The sequence below is a fragment of the Maribacter cobaltidurans genome (genome assembly GCF_002269385.1).
Classification (GTDB): domain Bacteria; phylum Bacteroidota; class Bacteroidia; order Flavobacteriales; family Flavobacteriaceae; genus Maribacter; species Maribacter cobaltidurans.
The window spans coordinates 383,528-399,987 of the sequence record NZ_CP022957.1 but is presented as its reverse complement, the minus strand read 5'-3'; the positions used below and the strand labels follow the sequence as shown (position 1 = coordinate 399,987).

Here is a 16,460-nt window from a genome sequence, read left to right as displayed (position 1 = left end):
TACTAAAGAGTTTGTCAAGCGAATTGGGAATTTTGTAAAACTAGTACTTGAAAATTAGGCTACCGGTGATAATTGCTGCTTAATTTCTTGAAACCTAATAATATAGTTGGTCCCTTTTTTACTGGTGTCCTTTTGTATAGAACCCTTAAGTTGTCTCGCGAGGTTATGAATTAGTTTAAGGCCTAATGACTTGGAATTTTTATAATTGATGGTATCAGGGAAACCTACACCATTATCACCAATATTCAGAACATAGTGTTTGTCGATTTCCTTTTTCAGGGCGATATAAATCTCCCCTTCCTGGTCATCGGCGAAGCCATATTTTAGGGCATTGGTAACCGCCTCATTGATTAACAGTCCTAAAGGAATGGCCGTATCGATTCCTAACTTAATTTCCGGTATGTCTATTTTTAGGTTAACCTTGCTATCAAGACCTTTAATGGAACGAATTAGATATTCACTTAATTCCTGAACATAGGATTTATATTCAATTTGACTAATATCCTTCCTCATATAGAGCATTTCATGGACCATTGCCATTGAAATCACCCTGTTTTGAGTACTTTTCAAAAGATTCTTCATTTGGGTCTCCTGGACATTCCTAGTTTGCAGACTCAGCAGACTGGATACAGTCTGCAGGTTATTCTTCACCCTATGATGTACTTCCTTTAAGAGCATTTCTTTTTCGTGCATTTGTATTGTAAGTTCCTTTTTGGACTTATATAAGGCATTATGGGACTTTAATAAATCCTTTCCAAAAATGCTACCCAGTAGGAAAAGGGAAAAAGAAACGGATAAAAGACTAAAGATATTCCTGGAAGCCGGAGGAACGAGGTTCTCCGTGAAACTGAACTCTGGAAAGCTTTGCGAAAAAATGAATAGGACAAGCAGAAATGTAAAATACAGGTAGGCTCTTCCATGTTTGTAGGTGTTTACATAACCAGCAAAAACAACAAGTGCCATCATAAAAATGAACGAACTATTGATTCCTCCGCTGTAAAGTGTTATGACAAGAGAGCTTATCAGTGCAATTATCGATGAAATGTAGTATGTTACCGTAAGGTTATTATGTTTTTTAAAAAGAAAAGTATTGGTAAGGTTAATTAGGCCAAAAGCAAACAGGACAAAAGGTATTATTTCTGTAATACCCAGTAGAAAAAAACAGATAATACCCAATACTATGCAAAGGATACTGGTGACATAATTTACTTTTAAAACAAGTTGTGTCTTGGTGGTCAGTCGTTCCTTTTCTATATGAGAATCTGGCATAATATCAATTTAGATATTTGGTAATCATAGTTTTCAGTGTAAATCTAATTATGTTTTTAACATAATGCTAAGATTTTTGAAGTTACTCCCATAAAAAATGGAAACTACGTTCTTTTTGCTCTTGGACTTAAATCTGTAAGATCCGAAATTTTTATTGGATTGCCTGATTGAATACTTTTTCTGGCGGCAATCCCAATTAATATGGACATAGCGCCATCCCTAACCCCAGCGGTTCTTCCATAAGGATCGGGAATTTCTGGATTAACGAATATTTTATCATGTAATCGCTTATCTCCACCTCCATGGCCGCTCTGTTCCATATCTACCTGAACGGTTTCAAAATCCTTCCAAAGCTTATGGACCATTATGGGTTTCTGCGAGGTCCGTTCTTCCAGTTTCTGAGCCATTTCACTAGCATGCTTTTCTGCTTCGTCAATGGATGTGTTTTCGAAGTAGGGTATATCCAACCAAGCCTCTATTCTTCCTTCCGTTCCATTAAAGGCAACGCGCCATCCTTCAAAAGGAGAATAGGTAGTTAAGGAATAGTTTAATATCGTATTGTCCGTATATTTTACCTGAGCTGACATTTTATCGTAAATATCTATATCCTCCCTAAATAGACAATTATCCCGTATATACCCATCTTCGTGTTCATGGTCTACGTATAATTTTTTGGCAAATTCATCTTTGTTGATATCCCAATAAAAATCACATGTGTTCTTATGATTACAGTTTCTACAATTTCCCCCTCTAAAAGCACCATTCTTTCCATAAAACTCCAAATCTCCGTAGGCAAAAACTTCATTAGGTTCAGAATTTATCCACCAGTTGAGTAAGTCAAAATGATGGGTAGCTTTATGTACCCATAAAGAACCGCTACTTTTCATTTCACCGTGCCACCTTCTAAAATAGGATGCTCCGTGATAGGTGTTTAGATACCAATTAAAATCTACAGAAACCAGTTTCCCAATAGTCTTATTTGAAAGTAGTTCCTTGATTTTAGTGGCATAAGGGCTCCATCTATAATTAAATCCTACGATTAAATTCTTATTCGAAGCTCTCTCGGCATCCAAAATTTGCTGGCATTTTACTTCGTCAACGGTCAAGGGTTTTTCGGTTAGGACATCACACCCCATCTCAAGTCCTTTGATAATAAATTCATGATGGGTAGCGTCTTTGGTAGTCACTATAATTAAATCGGGTTTTGAAGTGGAGACCATTTCTTCAAAGGAAGTGAATGTAGGACATTGGGCACCTATATATTTTTTGCCGTATTCCAATCGGCTAGGATTTATATCACTGAGTCCAACAAATTTCAAAATTTCAGAATATTCGTCCACCAAACGCTTGCCCCAGAACGTAATACCCCGAATGCCGGTTCCAACAAGGGCCACCTTGAGTTTTTTAGCATTGTTAAAGGCAAAGGCGTTAATAGGCATTGCACTGCTTGCAGCGAGCATACTAATGGAGAAAATGAACTCTCTTCTGGAAGTTTTCATGATTTTGATGGAATACCGTTCACTTAAAGATATTTAAAATTTATAAAGGACTGTTATTTAAGAGTTCAATATTTGTGGGGGAGAAAAAATAAGGAAACAAAAAAGGCGCTCATTACGAGCGCCTTTTTTTAAAATGAATTAGAATTTAATCATTTGTTAGAACCCATTCTCCTTTGGATAACAAAGGTTCTGCCTGTTTGTATTTCACAGTTTTGCTTTCTCCGGACATTACATTTTTGATGGTCACTTTCTCATTTCTTCCAATTTTGGGTTGTTCCCTTATTATGGTTTCCGTGACGGATGGTCGTTGTCTTTGTGTCTGTCCTGCAGCCCTATTCTGTGCGGCGAGTTCGTCGCTATTGGGAATTTCTTCCTTTGAAGTCTGTATTTTTTCCTTTCGTTGTGGAGCGTTTCTGGCTTCCCTGATGTCATTGGGATTACCGGATGGTAACTCTCCTTTAAATAGGAAGGAAACTATTTCTTTATTGACTTTTTCAATCATTTCCTTGAAAAGCTCAAACGCTTCAAATTTGTAGATAAGCAAAGGATCTTTTTGTTCGTGTACGGCCAATTGAACGGATTGTTTTAATTCATCCATTTTTCTGAGGTGCGTTTTCCAGGAATCATCTATGATGGCCAAGGAAATATTCTTCTCAAAATCTGTTACCAGTTGTTTACCTTCACTTTCATACGCCTCCTTTAAATTTGTTACAACGTTCAAGGTTTTTACCCCATCGGTAAATGGAACCACAATGCGCTCAAAATTATTTGCATTGTCCTCATAAACCTGTTTGATTACCGGTAGTGCCGCAGTTGCATTTCGTTCCATTTTTTCTTTATAGTGCTCATAGCCAGACTTATAAATTCTTCCTGTAATTTCTTGGGCACTAAGTTTTCCAAATTCCTCCTCAGTAACAGGAGAAGTCATGGAGAAATATTTAATCAATTCAAATTCGAAATTTTTATAGTCGTTGGCTGCTTTGTTGCCTTCAACAATTACTTCACAAGTGTCATAAACCATATTGGCGATATCCACTTTGAGTCGTTCACCTTGCAGGGCATGGCGCCTTCTTTTGTAGACTACTTCACGTTGGGCATTCATTACATCATCATACTCCAAAAGACGTTTACGAACCCCAAAGTTGTTTTCCTCAACTTTTTTCTGCGCTCTTTCTATGGATTTGGTCATCATGCTGTGTTGAATGACCTCACCTTCTTCCAAGCCCATTTTATCCATCATCTTGGCAACCCTATCTGAACCAAAAAGTCGCATAAGATTATCCTCAAGGGATACATAGAATTGAGAACTTCCTGGATCCCCTTGACGACCTGAACGACCTCTCAGCTGTCTGTCCACTCGTCTGGAATCATGCCTTTCCGTACCGATGATAGCCAATCCACCAGCTTTTTTAACTTCTTCCGTTAATTTAATATCCGTTCCACGACCTGCCATGTTGGTTGCAATGGTTACGACCCCAGGATTCCCAGCATCGGCAACTACATCTGCCTCTTTTTTGTGCAGTTTTGCATTTAATACATTGTGTGGAACTTTCCGAACACTCAACAATTTCGACAATAACTCCGATATTTCTACCGAGGTCGTACCAATAAGCACGGGTCTTCCTGCCTGGCTTAATTTGGTTACCTCATCAATAATGGCATTATATTTTTCCCGTTTTGTTTTATAGATCAAGTCGTTTCTATCGTCCCTGGCAATAGGTCTGTTGGTAGGAATTTCAACAACATCCAATTTATAGATTTCCCAGAATTCCCCAGCTTCCGTAATGGCGGTACCGGTCATACCGGCCAATTTACTGTACATTCTAAAATAGTTTTGCAGGGTTACGGTGGCAAACGTTTGTGTCAGCGCCTCAATCTTTACGTTTTCCTTTGCTTCGATAGCTTGGTGAAGACCATCGGAATAACGACGACCATCCATGATACGACCGGTCTGTTCGTCGACGATCATCACTTTGTTATCAATTACGACATACTCAACATCCTTTTCGAATAAAGTATATGCCTTAAGCAATTGGCTCATGGTGTGAATACGCTCACTTTTGACCGTGAAATCTTTAAATAGTTCTTCCTTGAGCTCCGCCTCTTCCTCGATTTCTAGGTTTTGCTGTTCTATTTTTGCAATCTCTGCTCCAATATCGGGCATTACAAAAAAGTCCCTATCCTGTTCACCGGAAATATAATTGACCCCCTTATCCGTTAATTCTATTTGGTTGTTTTTCTCGTCGATTACAAAAAGCAGATCTTCATCGACCTTGGGCATCTCACGATTATTATCCTGCATGTAAAAATTCTCCGTCTTTTGGAGCAGTTGTTTTACACCCTCCTCACTCAAGAACTTAATAAGCGCCTTGTTTTTCGGCAAGCCCCTATAAACTCGAAGCAATAGAAAGCCTCCTTCCTTGGTATCCCCCTCCGCTATTAATTTTTTGGCTTCGGCCAAAACACTTGTCAAATGTTGTCTTTGTTTTTGTACAATTTCGCTGACCTTGGGTTTTAACTCATTGAACTCATGTCTATCACCTTCAGGAACCGGTCCTGAAATAATCAAAGGTGTTCTGGCATCATCAACCAAAACTGAATCTACCTCATCCACGATGGCATAGTTATGAGGACGCTGTACCAAGTCTTTTGGTGTATGCGCCATATTATCCCTCAAGTAATCAAATCCAAACTCGTTATTTGTACCATATGTGATATCGGCGTTGTAAGCTGCCCGTCTACCATCGGAATTAGGTCTATGGTGATCAATGCAGTCTACAGATAATCCATGAAATTCAAAAATAGGGGCCATCCACGCACTATCCCTTTTGGCAAGGTAGTCGTTCACGGTCACCAAATGCGCACCATTACCGGTAAGTGCATTCAAATATAAGGGTAGGGTAGCTACCAAGGTCTTACCTTCCCCGGTCTGCATTTCCGCAATCTTACCTTGATGTAAAGCGATACCTCCTATTAATTGTACATCATAGTGCACCATGTCCCAGGTAACCTCTTTACCAGCGGCATCCCAAGAATTTTGCCAAACGGCATTGTCCCCATCCAGCGAAACATAATCTTTTTCTCCGGACAGTTTGCGGTCATTTTCTGTAGCCAATACGGTTAAGGTTTCATTTGCCGCAAATCGCTTTGCCGTTTCCTTAACTACGGCAAAGGCTTCCGGTAAAATAGCGTTCAGTGTTTCTTCTGAAATCTTATAGGCCTCTTCCTTAAGTTTGTCAATTTCCCCGTAAATGTCCTCGTTCTTATCTATATCCGAAGATTCTTGTACTTCTTTTTCCAGTTCCGTTATCTTGTTGGTAATTTCTTGGTAAGAGTCCTTGATGGTTTGTTTAAAGCTTGCGGTTTTGTTCCTTAGTTCGTCATGGCTAAGTTGTTCAAACTCCTTTTCAAAGGATTTTATCTGATCTACCAAAGGCTGAAGTTCCTTTACATCTTTCTTGGACTTGTCACCTACGAAAGCCTTTAGTATAGAATTAATAATGCTCATGCTGTATGTTTGTAATTTGTATTGAAAACGAGGTTGGTAATGTTATTGGACCATTTACCCCCGCTAATTAATGTCAAAGTTTATTTTGAACTTCTTATGTTCAAAAGCTATTCCAGTCTACAATTCAACCAGAAATTCCTTTTTGGACTGTCAAAATTACATAAAAAAAAAGCCTCCAAGGAGACTTTTAAGTAGTTATTGTGATATGAAATATTAATATTCGTCCTCGTTCCAGAGGTAATCTTCTTCTGTTGGATAATCTGGCCAAATCTCCTCAATGGATTCGTAGATTTCACCACCTTCTTCCTCCATGGACTGTAAATTCTCCACAACCTCCAAAGGAGCACCGGTTCTAATCGAGTAATCAATTAACTCATCTTTACTTGCCGGCCAAGGCGCATCACTTAAATAAGATGCTAATTCTAGTGTCCAATACATGGTAATAGTTTGATTTTAAAATTTTTGCAAAAATAATTTTTAATTGGAAATGGCCAAGATAATTTGTAATTATTTCGACCGAGTTATCAACATATTTTTTGCATTGATAAATTGATAACGCTTAAATTGTGAATTTATTAGTCCTTTTTTTCGGGAATCCATTTAATTTCCTCTACTTTCAACTCCATTGACAATTTCCGTGCCAGTACAAAAAGATAATCTGAAAGTCGGTTCAAATAGATAAGTACGCTATCATCAAAAGGTTCGTTTTCATGCAAAATGGTAGTTTTTCTTTCCGCCCTTCTACAAACGGTCCTTGCGATATGACAGTATGACACGGTCGTGTGCCCTCCGGGCAAAATAAAGTGTGTCATTTGTGGCAGTTCTCCGTCCATTTGGTCCATGGCCCTTTCCAAAAAAGAAATATCGGCTTCATTGATTTTTTCAATGGAAAGACGTTCCTTACCGTTTTTGAGTAAAGACTTTGCCGGTTCTGTCGCTAAAATAGCCCCTATGGTAAACAATTTTTTCTGAATGGTGCTTAGCTGTTCCTTATAAGAATCTGAAATTTCTTGGTCACCAATGAGTCCTAACCAAGAGTTCAACTCGTCAATAGTGCCATAGCTATCTATTCTTATATGATGTTTTGGAACCCTGGTCCCGCCAAAAAGTGAAGTGGTACCATTATCTCCTGTTTTAGTATATATTTTCATTTTCTAACAATCAACAAATCTGGTGAACGGACTTGGTTTTTTATTCTATGGGATGCTATCAGTTTTAGGAATCTAAGCGGGCAATATAAAACATGTCCATTATTTTTATTCCTCTTTTTTGTCACGCTTGTAATTTCCCATGAATTTTCTGGATTTCCGTTCCTTTGCCTTTTTTTTGTTGGTAATCGTAATTACGAGATATATGGCAAAAACAACACCTAGGACTATGTAAATCGTATTATCCATGATAATGCGTTAAGTTTAATAAATTCTTATTTTAAAATGTTCCTTAGCTTGTTCTTTTCTGAAGAATACTAAACTACAGTGAAAAAGGTCTATAGTAACCGTTACTTCCGGAAGTTTTTTTATTCTCTCCCAATAATTTCTTCTTTTTTTGGTCCTGTGCATTCCCTTAAGCATCATCATTGAATCGTTATGGTAGCTTTCTTGGGAAATTGAATTAAATGGTTTGCCATCTTCGCCAACATAAATCAAATCTAAAGGCAAAACATCCAATTCTAAATCATCAAAAAGAACAGCTATCTTATTTTTAATATAGTCCTCTGTGTGGACAAATCCAACTCTTTTGTAATTAAAATAGGAAATTGCCGTGGTTAAAACATGTTCAGATATATTGATATCCTTTTTTCTTTTTACATAGAGTCCCTTGGTAATGAAGTTATATACAAAGGGTGAGTGTACTCCATGCTGATTTGTGGCCGTAAACAGAAATTTTAGGTATGCAAAAAAAGGATACACGTTAGGGTGTTTTCAATATATCGCAAATGTACTAATACCATTTAATTTTGATGTCCCTTAATATAGGGATGGACCGTAAAAAAGAATCGGTGAATGTTAAGGGGTAGCTCCCTACCTGCCCAAAGGCAGGTAGGGTCACCAGGGGGATAATATTGTAGGTTAAGCCATTTTAGGGCTGTTTCTTTTGGTGGCAAAAGAAAGCTCTTTTTTTATTCTTGAGTTTTTGAACTTATACAACCTTGCCACTTGCTTGGTCTCGTCCAATTTTATCGTTGGGGTAGTTTCTGTAACCACGGTCATCTCAACAGTATCAACCTTTACATCTTTTGTAATGTCCTTAGCCTGTGCCGCTGTTCCGATAAAGAAGATGAAGAAGATAGTTGCTATTGTTTTCATGACTTGCGTTTGTTACACTATTATAACTACCGCAAGCGTATTTTGAAGGGTTCCCATTCGTTGAAAAACACCCAATTCTCGTTATAAGACACAGGGTGGGATAAAGTGTAAATTTAGCTCGACAAACGGTACTTGGGTCAAGAACAGGTTATCGGATAAAGGTGTTATTAATCGATGCTTTCCATTGATGAAAAGCACTAAATACTCTTTTTAGCATGTTTTGTAAATGAGAGAGATTTACCGAATCTCACTCGCCCATTTGATCTGCAAGTTCAAACCAACGTTCTGTTTTTTGGTCAATGGAATTTGAAGTTTCAGCAAGTTCAATGGATAGGGCCTCGATTTCCTCGCCCGTAAGAGTGGTATCCGTAAACTTTTTCTGGATGTCCTGTTTTTTGTTTTCGAGTTGCTTTATCTCCTTTTCCAAGCTTTTATATTCCTTTTGCTCCAAATAGGATAGCTTGGTCTTTTCTGGTTCTTTCCAAGTGTTTTTCGCGGATTCTGATTTATCCTTTTGTTCCCTTTGCTCCAGAACTTTACTGTCCTCATAAGCTCTATAATCAGAATAGTTGCCTGGAAAGTCATCAACAACCCCTTCTCCTCTAAAAACGAAAAGGTGGTCCACGATCTTGTCCATAAAATAACGGTCATGGGAAACTACGATAAGACAACCGGGAAAATCCAATAAGAAGCTTTCCAATACATTTAGGGTTACGATGTCCAAATCATTGGTAGGTTCATCCAAAATAAGGAAGTTGGGATTTTGAATCAAAACTGTGCACAGATATAATCGCTTTCGTTCCCCGCCACTTAATTTTTCTACAAAGTCGTATTGTTTTTTCCGGTCGAAAAGAAATCGTTCCAGTAATTGTTGGGCCGATATTTGTCTGCCTTTCATCAAAGGGATGAAATCCCCAAATTCCCTGATAACATCTATTACCTTTTGTCCTTCCTTAATTTGGATTCCTTTTTGGGTATAGTAACCAAATTTGATGGTATCACCGATGACCACTTTTCCACTGTCTGCTTGACCTCTTCCTGTCAGGATATTTAAAAAGGTAGTTTTTCCGGTTCCATTCTTTCCAATGATTCCCACACGTTCTCCTTTGGTAAAGGAATAATCGAACTTGTCAAGTATCACCTTGCCCGGAAAGGACTTGGATATTTTATGGACCTCGATGATTTTATTGCCCATTCGTTCCATATTGAGCTCCAATTGAACCTCATGTTCCTTTCTACGCTGACTGGCTTTTTCCTTTATAGCGTTAAAATCGTCAATTCTGGATTTGGATTTGGTGGTTCTGGCCTTTGGCTGCCTTCGCATCCAAATGAGTTCTTTTTTAAAGAGTATTTCGGTTTTATGATGTTCAACGGCTTCCTGCTCCAATCGCGCTTCCTTTTTTTCCAAATAATAGGAGTAATTGCCTTTATATGGATAGAGTTTGCCATTCTCCAATTCCAAAATTTCATTGCAGACCCTTTCCAAAAAATAACGATCATGGGTTACCATGAACAAGGTCATATTTTCCTTGGCAAAATACTCTTCCAACCACTCTATCATTTCCAAGTCCAAATGGTTGGTAGGTTCATCCAAAATAAGAAGGTCTGGTCTGTTGATAAGGGCATTGGCCAAGGCCAACCGTTTTTTTTGTCCTCCGGATAATTTGCCCACCTTTGCGTTGAGGTCTTCCAATTTTAACTTAAAAAGAATCTGTTTGTATTGGGTTTCAAAGTCCCAGGCTTCAAACCGGTCCATAGCCTCAAAAGCCTTTTGGTAGGACTCGGTATCTTCTGGGTTTGTCAATGCCTTTTCATAATTGGCAATGACTTTAAGGATTTCATTATCCGAAGCAAATATGGTTTCCTCAACTGTTAAATCGGGATTTAGGTTGGGTTCTTGATCTAAAAAGGAAACCCGGGTACTTTTCCGGTAATTTACCTGTCCGGAATCTGGCTGGTCCGCACCGGATAAAATGTTCAATATGGATGTCTTTCCTGTACCATTTTTGGCAATCAAGGCAATTTTTTGATCCTTGTTTATACCAAATGAAAGATTTTGAAAAAGTATTAGTTCTCCGTAAGACTTGGAAATATTTTCAACGGTAAGTAGGTTCATTGCTAGGTATGCAGAAATTAGTAGTTAGGAATTAAGCGGTTTGTTTCAAATGATTTATCAAAAATAGATATCTAATGGCCAAACTCCATAAAATGAATATTATGAGAGCAGAAAATATTTGCACTTGAAATACCCAAAGGATCAGAGTAAGAAGTATCAGGGTCAATAATAGGATGACATATTTTTTAATCCAATGCGGTAGTTTCTTTTTAAGTAATACAAAGGCCACAAATAGATTGGGTGCAAAGGTCCAAAGCAAGTTAAAGTTCATTTTGGTGGCATCGTGGTCCGTAAAGAACCACAAAAACACAATTAGTACCCCTGCCAGTCCGGTCAATGTAAAAAGGGATATGTCCAACCAAACAGACCTGGCTTTCCTCTTATAATCCCTGTATGTGATATAGGTAACTAAAAGGCTGAATATGGAAAGCCAAAATAGGGGAGATAGCAAGAAGATGCTAGGATAGGATTGCGGAGGAATGTCCAGTAAAACCGATTCTTTTTTTACTATAGGTTTTCCGTTCAGTGTGGTATGTTTCATTTGTTCATATACGTAGATCGGTAAGAACATGTATTCATAGGGTGTAGCTTTCCTATCGATGACGGACCCCAACGCAAGGTCAATCCCGAAATTTGACCACGAATTTAGTTCTAGGTTTTGATGGATGAGTTCCCTAAAAGAATGAGTCTCTTTAACGTGGGACAAGTTGAACTGTAAGTTTTCACCTAATGTTTTTTCAAACACTTGGGGTATTCTGGTAGCACAGTTATCAAACAGGAAATCATATTGGTATTTTTTGTTTTCAGGTAACAGGTTGTTTTCCAAAAAGGCCACTATGGCGGTTCTCTGAGCTAGATTAAGGTCCAATTCCTGTTCCTTCACCCATCTGCGCTCAAATTTATATTCCCTTTCAAAAAAATTTAAAGGCATCCTTGAGATGGTGTAGGCCAATTTACCTCTGGTGAAATTCAAGTAAAAGTTGGGGTCTTCAAAGTCATAGGTACCATAGCCGTAAACTTCATCAATGCCCAAAGTGGGATCTTGAAAACGTATTGCGCTATGGCCAAATTTGGCGGCAAGTTCATCCCCGGTTCCCACGGTGAGCAAACTGATCTTGGATAAGGGCGACAATTGATTTTTTTGGGAAAATCCAACATATCCGAAAATCAAAACCAAAAAAAATGTCAAGACTCTTTTAAACATAGTCAATAGGGTAGATGCTTGCGCAAAGATGCGAATAATAACCAATTTATCTTATTTTTACTCAAAACGAGGTTTAAACACCTATGCTTTAACAGAGGGTCAAAATAGGGTTCTTGTCAAAGCCTGGTTCCGGCAAAGTTATCGGGCCGCCTTAAAGTAATATACTAAAATAGATTCCAAAAATTATGCAGAAGCACATTCCTAATTTTATAACCCTTTTAAATGTTTTTTGTGGTTGTGTGGCCACCGTTTTTGCTGTTATGAACAGACTGGAAATGGCAGCTGTCTTTGTGGCCTTGGGCATTTTCTTTGACTTTTTTGATGGTTTGGCCGCCAGGGTTCTGGATGTAAAAAGCGAATTAGGTCTACAATTGGACTCTTTGGCCGATATGATTACCAGCGGATTGGTTCCGGGTATTGTAATGTTTCAGCTATTGGCCATGTCGCAAAGTGGTGGATGGAATATGGACGGATTTTCGTTTTCAAATAGTGAGTTCCTCCAATTTGGATCTTTTTTACCATTTTTCGGTTTTCTAATCACAATGGCGTCGGCATATCGTCTGGCCAATTTTAATTTAGATGAAAATCAGGTCTCTTCCTTTATCGGATTGCCAACACCGGCAAATGCCCTTTTTATTCTATCGTTACCCCTCATATTATTCTATAATGGAAGCGATATGGTAAACGATATTATTTTAAACCCTTGGTTTCTTGTTCTGCTTACGCTGTTGAGTGCTTTTTTACTAAATTCTAATTTGGAGCTCTTCGCCCTAAAATTTAAAAATTGGTCCTTTAAGGACAATGCCCTTAGATATATCTTTTTGATCGTCAGTTTGGTGATGATTATAACCATGCAATTTTTGGCCATACCTTTCATCATCCTGTTTTATATTCTCAGTTCCCTTGTAAATTCAAAAATGTGAGAGATTTAAAGGATATGGAAAATTCAGAAAATAAGGATACTGAGGAATATTGGCTTCGGGGGCCGGTAGAAGGAGTTCCAATGCTACTTCAACCCGCGACACATGCCCTTTTGCAATCAAATGCAGAACTTCGAAAATACCTAAAGGATTTCCCTGAAGAATTGCTTTGGAAGGAATTGGAGGGTAGGGCTTCGGTTGGTTTTCATACACAACATATAACGGGTGTATTGGATAGAATGATGACCTATGCAGCCGGTAAAGCCCTATCTGAAGAACAATTTGAATATTTAAAAAATGAGGGGGAGCCGGATTATGAAGTTACTGCCAATGAATTGTATGAAAATTTCAAGAAACAGGTAGAACAAGCAATAGCCTATTTTAAAAGTATTTCAGAAAATACACTGAAAGAGGAAAGAACAGTTGGCAGGAAAAAACTTCCTTCTACGGTATTGGGGCTTTTATTCCATGCGGCGGAGCACAGCCAAAGGCATATAGGTCAATTGTTGGTTACCTCTACCGTCTTGAAAGCCCGACAGGAAATGATAAAATAATTGTATAAATTTTTAATTCATTGAAAGTACATCATCGCATAGCATATTCTCAAAAAAGAAATCTCATTGGTATTCGACTTTCGATGAATATTATCGAAAATAGAACATCGGAGCTTTGGAGTAAATTTATGCCGAATATATCTCAGGTTGAAAATAGAATTTCAAAAGAATTTATTTCACTTCAAAATTACCCAAAAGGATATTTTCAAGATTTTGACCCTACCCGTACTTTTGAAAAGTGGGCTACCGTAGAGGTTTCCGAAGTACTTAAAATGCCTAAAGAAATGGGGCATTTTGTTTTAGAGGAAGGAAATTATGTCGTTTTTGACTATAAAGGTCTTAGTAACGATACCAGCATTTTCCAATATATTTTCAATGAATGGTTGCCCAGTTCACCTTATCAATTGGACAATCGACCACATTTTGAAGTCTTGGGTGAAAAGTATAAGAACAATGATCCCAACTCCGAGGAGGAAATATGGATTCCCATACAATCGGTAAAATGACAGAAGGAAATAGGGCACCTTGGTATTATTTGGTCTTACTCATTTTGGCCGGGGAAAGTGTATTTATTTTACCATTCGTGTTGCAAAGGGTTTTTAGACCTACTTTCCTCAAGGTTTTTGAGTTGACCAATGTTGAATTGGGGCTTTGCTTTTCCGTGTATGGCTTTGTAGCACTGGTTTCCTATCTTTTTGGAGGCCCTCTTGCCGATAAGTTTTTGCCCAGAAAGCTAATTGCATTTGCTCTTTGGTGTACCGCTGCCGGGGGTGTGATTTTTGCAACGTTCCCTAATTATAGGTCACTTCAATTATTATATGGGTTTTGGGGGTTCACGACCATTTTTCTTTTTTGGTCGCCCATGATTAAGGCCACTCGAGTATGGGGTGGAGAAAAAGCACAGGGAAGAGCCTTTGGCTTTTTGGATGGGGGTAGAGGGCTCGTCGGGGCTTTGTTCGGAACACTAGGGGTCCTTGTGTTTTCTTTTTTTATGACGGGAGATTTGGATACCGCAAGTCTTGCCGATAGTAGGTTTGCATTTAGAAAAGTCATTTTGGTCTCATCGGGAATTGTTGCCCTTGTAGGGTTACTGGTTTGGTTCTTTATGAAACTTCCCGGCTCCTTGGAAAAGGAGATAACCATTGAGAAAATAACCATCTCACAAATTGGTGAAGTCTTAAGGTTACCATCGGTATTGTTGTTAATGATAATTATACTTTGCGCTTATGTCGGCTATAAGCTTACCGATGATATTTCGCTTTATGCACAAGATGTGATGTTGTATGATGAAGTAGATGCAGCCAAGACCGGTACATTTTTACTATTCATAAGACCTGTAATAGGAATTACCATTGGTATACTTGCTGATCGCTCAAGACCCAGTTTATGGCTTTTAATTAGTTTTTTAATCGCTTTTGCTGGTTCGACGTTGTTTGCTACGGGATTGGTAGTCAACACATCGGCATTTGTCTTTCTTATTTCAATATTTATTTTGGCCGCCGGCGTATATGCGGCTCGGTCATTATATTTCTCCGTAATGCAAAGTGGAAGGATTCCATTGGTTTTAACAGGTACCGCTGTTGGTTTAATTTCACTAATTGGGTATACTCCGGATATTTTTGCAGGCCCCGCCATGGGTTATCTTTTGGATAATAGTCCTGGGTTGGAAGGTCATAAACAGGTGTTCATGATGTTGGCCGGATTTTCATTGATGGGAGCATTGGCTGCCTATCGTTATTTCAAATTATACGGTATAAAGAAGGATGAACGTGCCTAAAAATTTACAACTGTTACTTTCCGGGGTTGTTGTTCTACTGGCCGGATTGGTGTATGGTATTTACCCATCCAAGATTGTTCCTTTTGTTTTTGGTTTTGAAGTTGAGGTTTTAGAACTAAAAAATATTTTCAGGGCCATTATGGGAATTTATCTAGGTCTCGGTATTTTTTGGCTTATGGGTGCTTTTAATGAAAAGCTTTGGAGACCTGCTACGGTTTGCAATGTTTTGTTTATGGGAGGGATTTCTTTGGGACGGATAGTAAGTCTATGGGTTGATGGTTATTCGTCTTTATTTTTACAAGCGTTGATTCTGGAATTTCTCTTCATGTGTTGGGGTTTGTATAATTTGAAGACCTACAATTAATTTTTGAGGCACGAATACAAACTATTATGTTTTACTTTCGTAGATAAACTAAACTTATAAGCTTAAAATATATGAAAAGTACTGCTCGTATACTGTTATTAATGACCATTATTTTTGTTTTCTCTTCCCATGAATTGTTTTTAAAAACAGATTCCCATTTTTTAGAACCAAATACTTCCGGTCAATTGTATTTATTCAATGGAACCTTCGATACCAGTGAAAATGAAATTACAAGAGACCGTATAATTAATGCTAAAATCATAGGTCCAGGATATCTTTTTGAACCGACTGATGAGGATTATTATGGAGAAGAAAACAAAACATATTTAAATTATACTACAGGTGATGCTGGAACCTATGTTGCTGGAATCTCTACGTTGCCAAGAATATTGGAAATGGACTCCGAAGCTTTCAATGATTATTTGGAGCATGAGGGTCTTGAAAACACCATATCAGAAAGAAAGCAACTGGGAACAACTGACCAAGGAGTCAAAGAAAGATATTCCAAACACGTAAAAGCCCTTTTACAGGTAGGGGAGGAAACCTCAATAGACTTTATGAAGCCTCTGGGATATCCTGTTGAATTTGTGCCATTGAACAATCCTTTTGAAATAAAGTTGGGAGATAGGGTCGCTTTTAAATTATTGTATAAAGGTAAACCCTTGGCCAATCAAACAGTACACTACAGTACCTCTGTACCCGGTCAAGATGCTCATGAGAACGAAAACTCCGTAAAGTCAAACGCCAATGGAATGGTAAGCATAAAGCCAACTTCAGTGGGTCAGTGGTATGTGGCCACCATACATATGGAAAAGAAGGAAGGTGATGAAGTAGACTACGAATCCAACTGGGCTACATTGACCTTCGAGATTAAATAATAGTTAGGTTTTTAATCGTGCACTGATTATTTGATATTACGGTTGTAATATTGTTCTTGAATTTT

Annotated in this window: 16 protein-coding genes; 6 read left to right on the top strand and 10 right to left on the bottom strand. The window is 38.2% G+C overall.

Going from position 1 to position 16,460, the window contains the following annotated elements:
- Nucleotides 1-54: 54 nt before the first annotated feature.
- From CJ263_RS01690 to CJ263_RS01650, 10 genes are all read right to left on the bottom strand, one after another.
- Complete coding sequence (locus tag CJ263_RS01690) at nt 55-1,269, bottom strand: sensor histidine kinase (RefSeq protein WP_094995671.1); 1,215 nt, start codon at nt 1,267-1,269, stop codon at nt 55-57.
- Between the two features lie 104 nt (nt 1,270-1,373).
- Nucleotides 1,374-2,768, bottom strand: a complete 1,395-nt coding sequence (locus CJ263_RS01685) for a Gfo/Idh/MocA family oxidoreductase (RefSeq protein ID WP_188669412.1) — start codon at nt 2,766-2,768, stop codon at nt 1,374-1,376.
- Nucleotides 2,769-2,913: 145 nt separating this feature from the next.
- A complete protein-coding gene (secA, locus tag CJ263_RS01680; protein ID WP_094995670.1) occupies nt 2,914-6,276 on the bottom strand; it encodes a preprotein translocase subunit SecA in 3,363 nt (1,120 codons plus the stop codon).
- 213 nt (nt 6,277-6,489) lie between these two features.
- Nucleotides 6,490-6,714, bottom strand: a complete 225-nt coding sequence (locus CJ263_RS01675; RefSeq protein WP_027064442.1) for a DUF2795 domain-containing protein — start codon at nt 6,712-6,714, stop codon at nt 6,490-6,492.
- Nucleotides 6,715-6,851: 137 nt separating this feature from the next.
- Nucleotides 6,852-7,427 carry a cob(I)yrinic acid a,c-diamide adenosyltransferase gene (locus tag CJ263_RS01670; protein WP_094995669.1) on the bottom strand — a complete coding sequence of 192 codons (576 nt, stop codon included), beginning with the start codon at nt 7,425-7,427 and terminating at the stop codon, nt 6,852-6,854.
- 105 nt (nt 7,428-7,532) lie between these two features.
- Complete coding sequence (locus CJ263_RS21065; RefSeq protein WP_188669413.1) at nt 7,533-7,673, bottom strand: hypothetical protein; 141 nt, start codon at nt 7,671-7,673, stop codon at nt 7,533-7,535.
- A gap of 15 nt (nt 7,674-7,688) precedes the next feature.
- On the bottom strand, nt 7,689-8,186 hold the full coding sequence (locus CJ263_RS21060; protein ID WP_188669414.1) for a hypothetical protein: 498 nt from the start codon (nt 8,184-8,186) through the stop codon (nt 7,689-7,691).
- A gap of 159 nt (nt 8,187-8,345) precedes the next feature.
- Nucleotides 8,346-8,582, bottom strand: a complete 237-nt coding sequence (locus CJ263_RS01660) for a hypothetical protein (RefSeq protein WP_094995668.1) — start codon at nt 8,580-8,582, stop codon at nt 8,346-8,348.
- Nucleotides 8,583-8,829: 247 nt separating this feature from the next.
- Nucleotides 8,830-10,698 carry an ABC-F family ATP-binding cassette domain-containing protein gene (locus CJ263_RS01655; protein ID WP_094995667.1) on the bottom strand — a complete coding sequence of 623 codons (1,869 nt, stop codon included), beginning with the start codon at nt 10,696-10,698 and terminating at the stop codon, nt 8,830-8,832.
- 31 nt (nt 10,699-10,729) lie between these two features.
- Nucleotides 10,730-11,902 (bottom strand): lipoprotein N-acyltransferase Lnb domain-containing protein, encoded by a 1,173-nt coding sequence (locus CJ263_RS01650; RefSeq protein ID WP_094995666.1) that lies wholly within the window; start codon nt 11,900-11,902, stop codon nt 10,730-10,732.
- Between the two features lie 185 nt (nt 11,903-12,087).
- Between CJ263_RS01650 and CJ263_RS01645 the strand changes: the two genes are divergently transcribed.
- The 6 genes from CJ263_RS01645 to CJ263_RS01620 all read left to right on the top strand — a co-directional run bounded on the left by CJ263_RS01645 (nt 12,088) and on the right by CJ263_RS01620 (nt 16,395).
- On the top strand, nt 12,088-12,825 hold the full coding sequence (locus CJ263_RS01645; protein ID WP_094995665.1) for a CDP-alcohol phosphatidyltransferase family protein: 738 nt from the start codon (nt 12,088-12,090) through the stop codon (nt 12,823-12,825).
- Entirely contained in the window at nt 12,822-13,376 is a 555-nt protein-coding gene (locus tag CJ263_RS01640; RefSeq protein WP_308423208.1) for a DinB family protein, read from the top strand. Before CJ263_RS01645 ends, CJ263_RS01640 begins: the two co-directional genes overlap by 4 nt.
- A 20-nt stretch (nt 13,377-13,396) precedes the next feature.
- Entirely contained in the window at nt 13,397-13,882 is a 486-nt protein-coding gene (locus tag CJ263_RS01635; RefSeq protein ID WP_094995664.1) for a GyrI-like domain-containing protein, read from the top strand.
- On the top strand, nt 13,855-15,153 hold the full coding sequence (locus CJ263_RS01630) for an MFS transporter (RefSeq protein ID WP_229702352.1): 1,299 nt from the start codon (nt 13,855-13,857) through the stop codon (nt 15,151-15,153). Before CJ263_RS01635 ends, CJ263_RS01630 begins: the two co-directional genes overlap by 28 nt.
- Nucleotides 15,140-15,517 carry a DUF4345 domain-containing protein gene (locus CJ263_RS01625; RefSeq protein ID WP_094995662.1) on the top strand — a complete coding sequence of 126 codons (378 nt, stop codon included), beginning with the start codon at nt 15,140-15,142 and terminating at the stop codon, nt 15,515-15,517. Before CJ263_RS01630 ends, CJ263_RS01625 begins: the two co-directional genes overlap by 14 nt.
- A gap of 71 nt (nt 15,518-15,588) precedes the next feature.
- On the top strand, nt 15,589-16,395 hold the full coding sequence (locus CJ263_RS01620; RefSeq protein WP_094995661.1) for a DUF4198 domain-containing protein: 807 nt from the start codon (nt 15,589-15,591) through the stop codon (nt 16,393-16,395).
- The last annotated feature ends 65 nt before the right edge of the window (nt 16,396-16,460 follow it).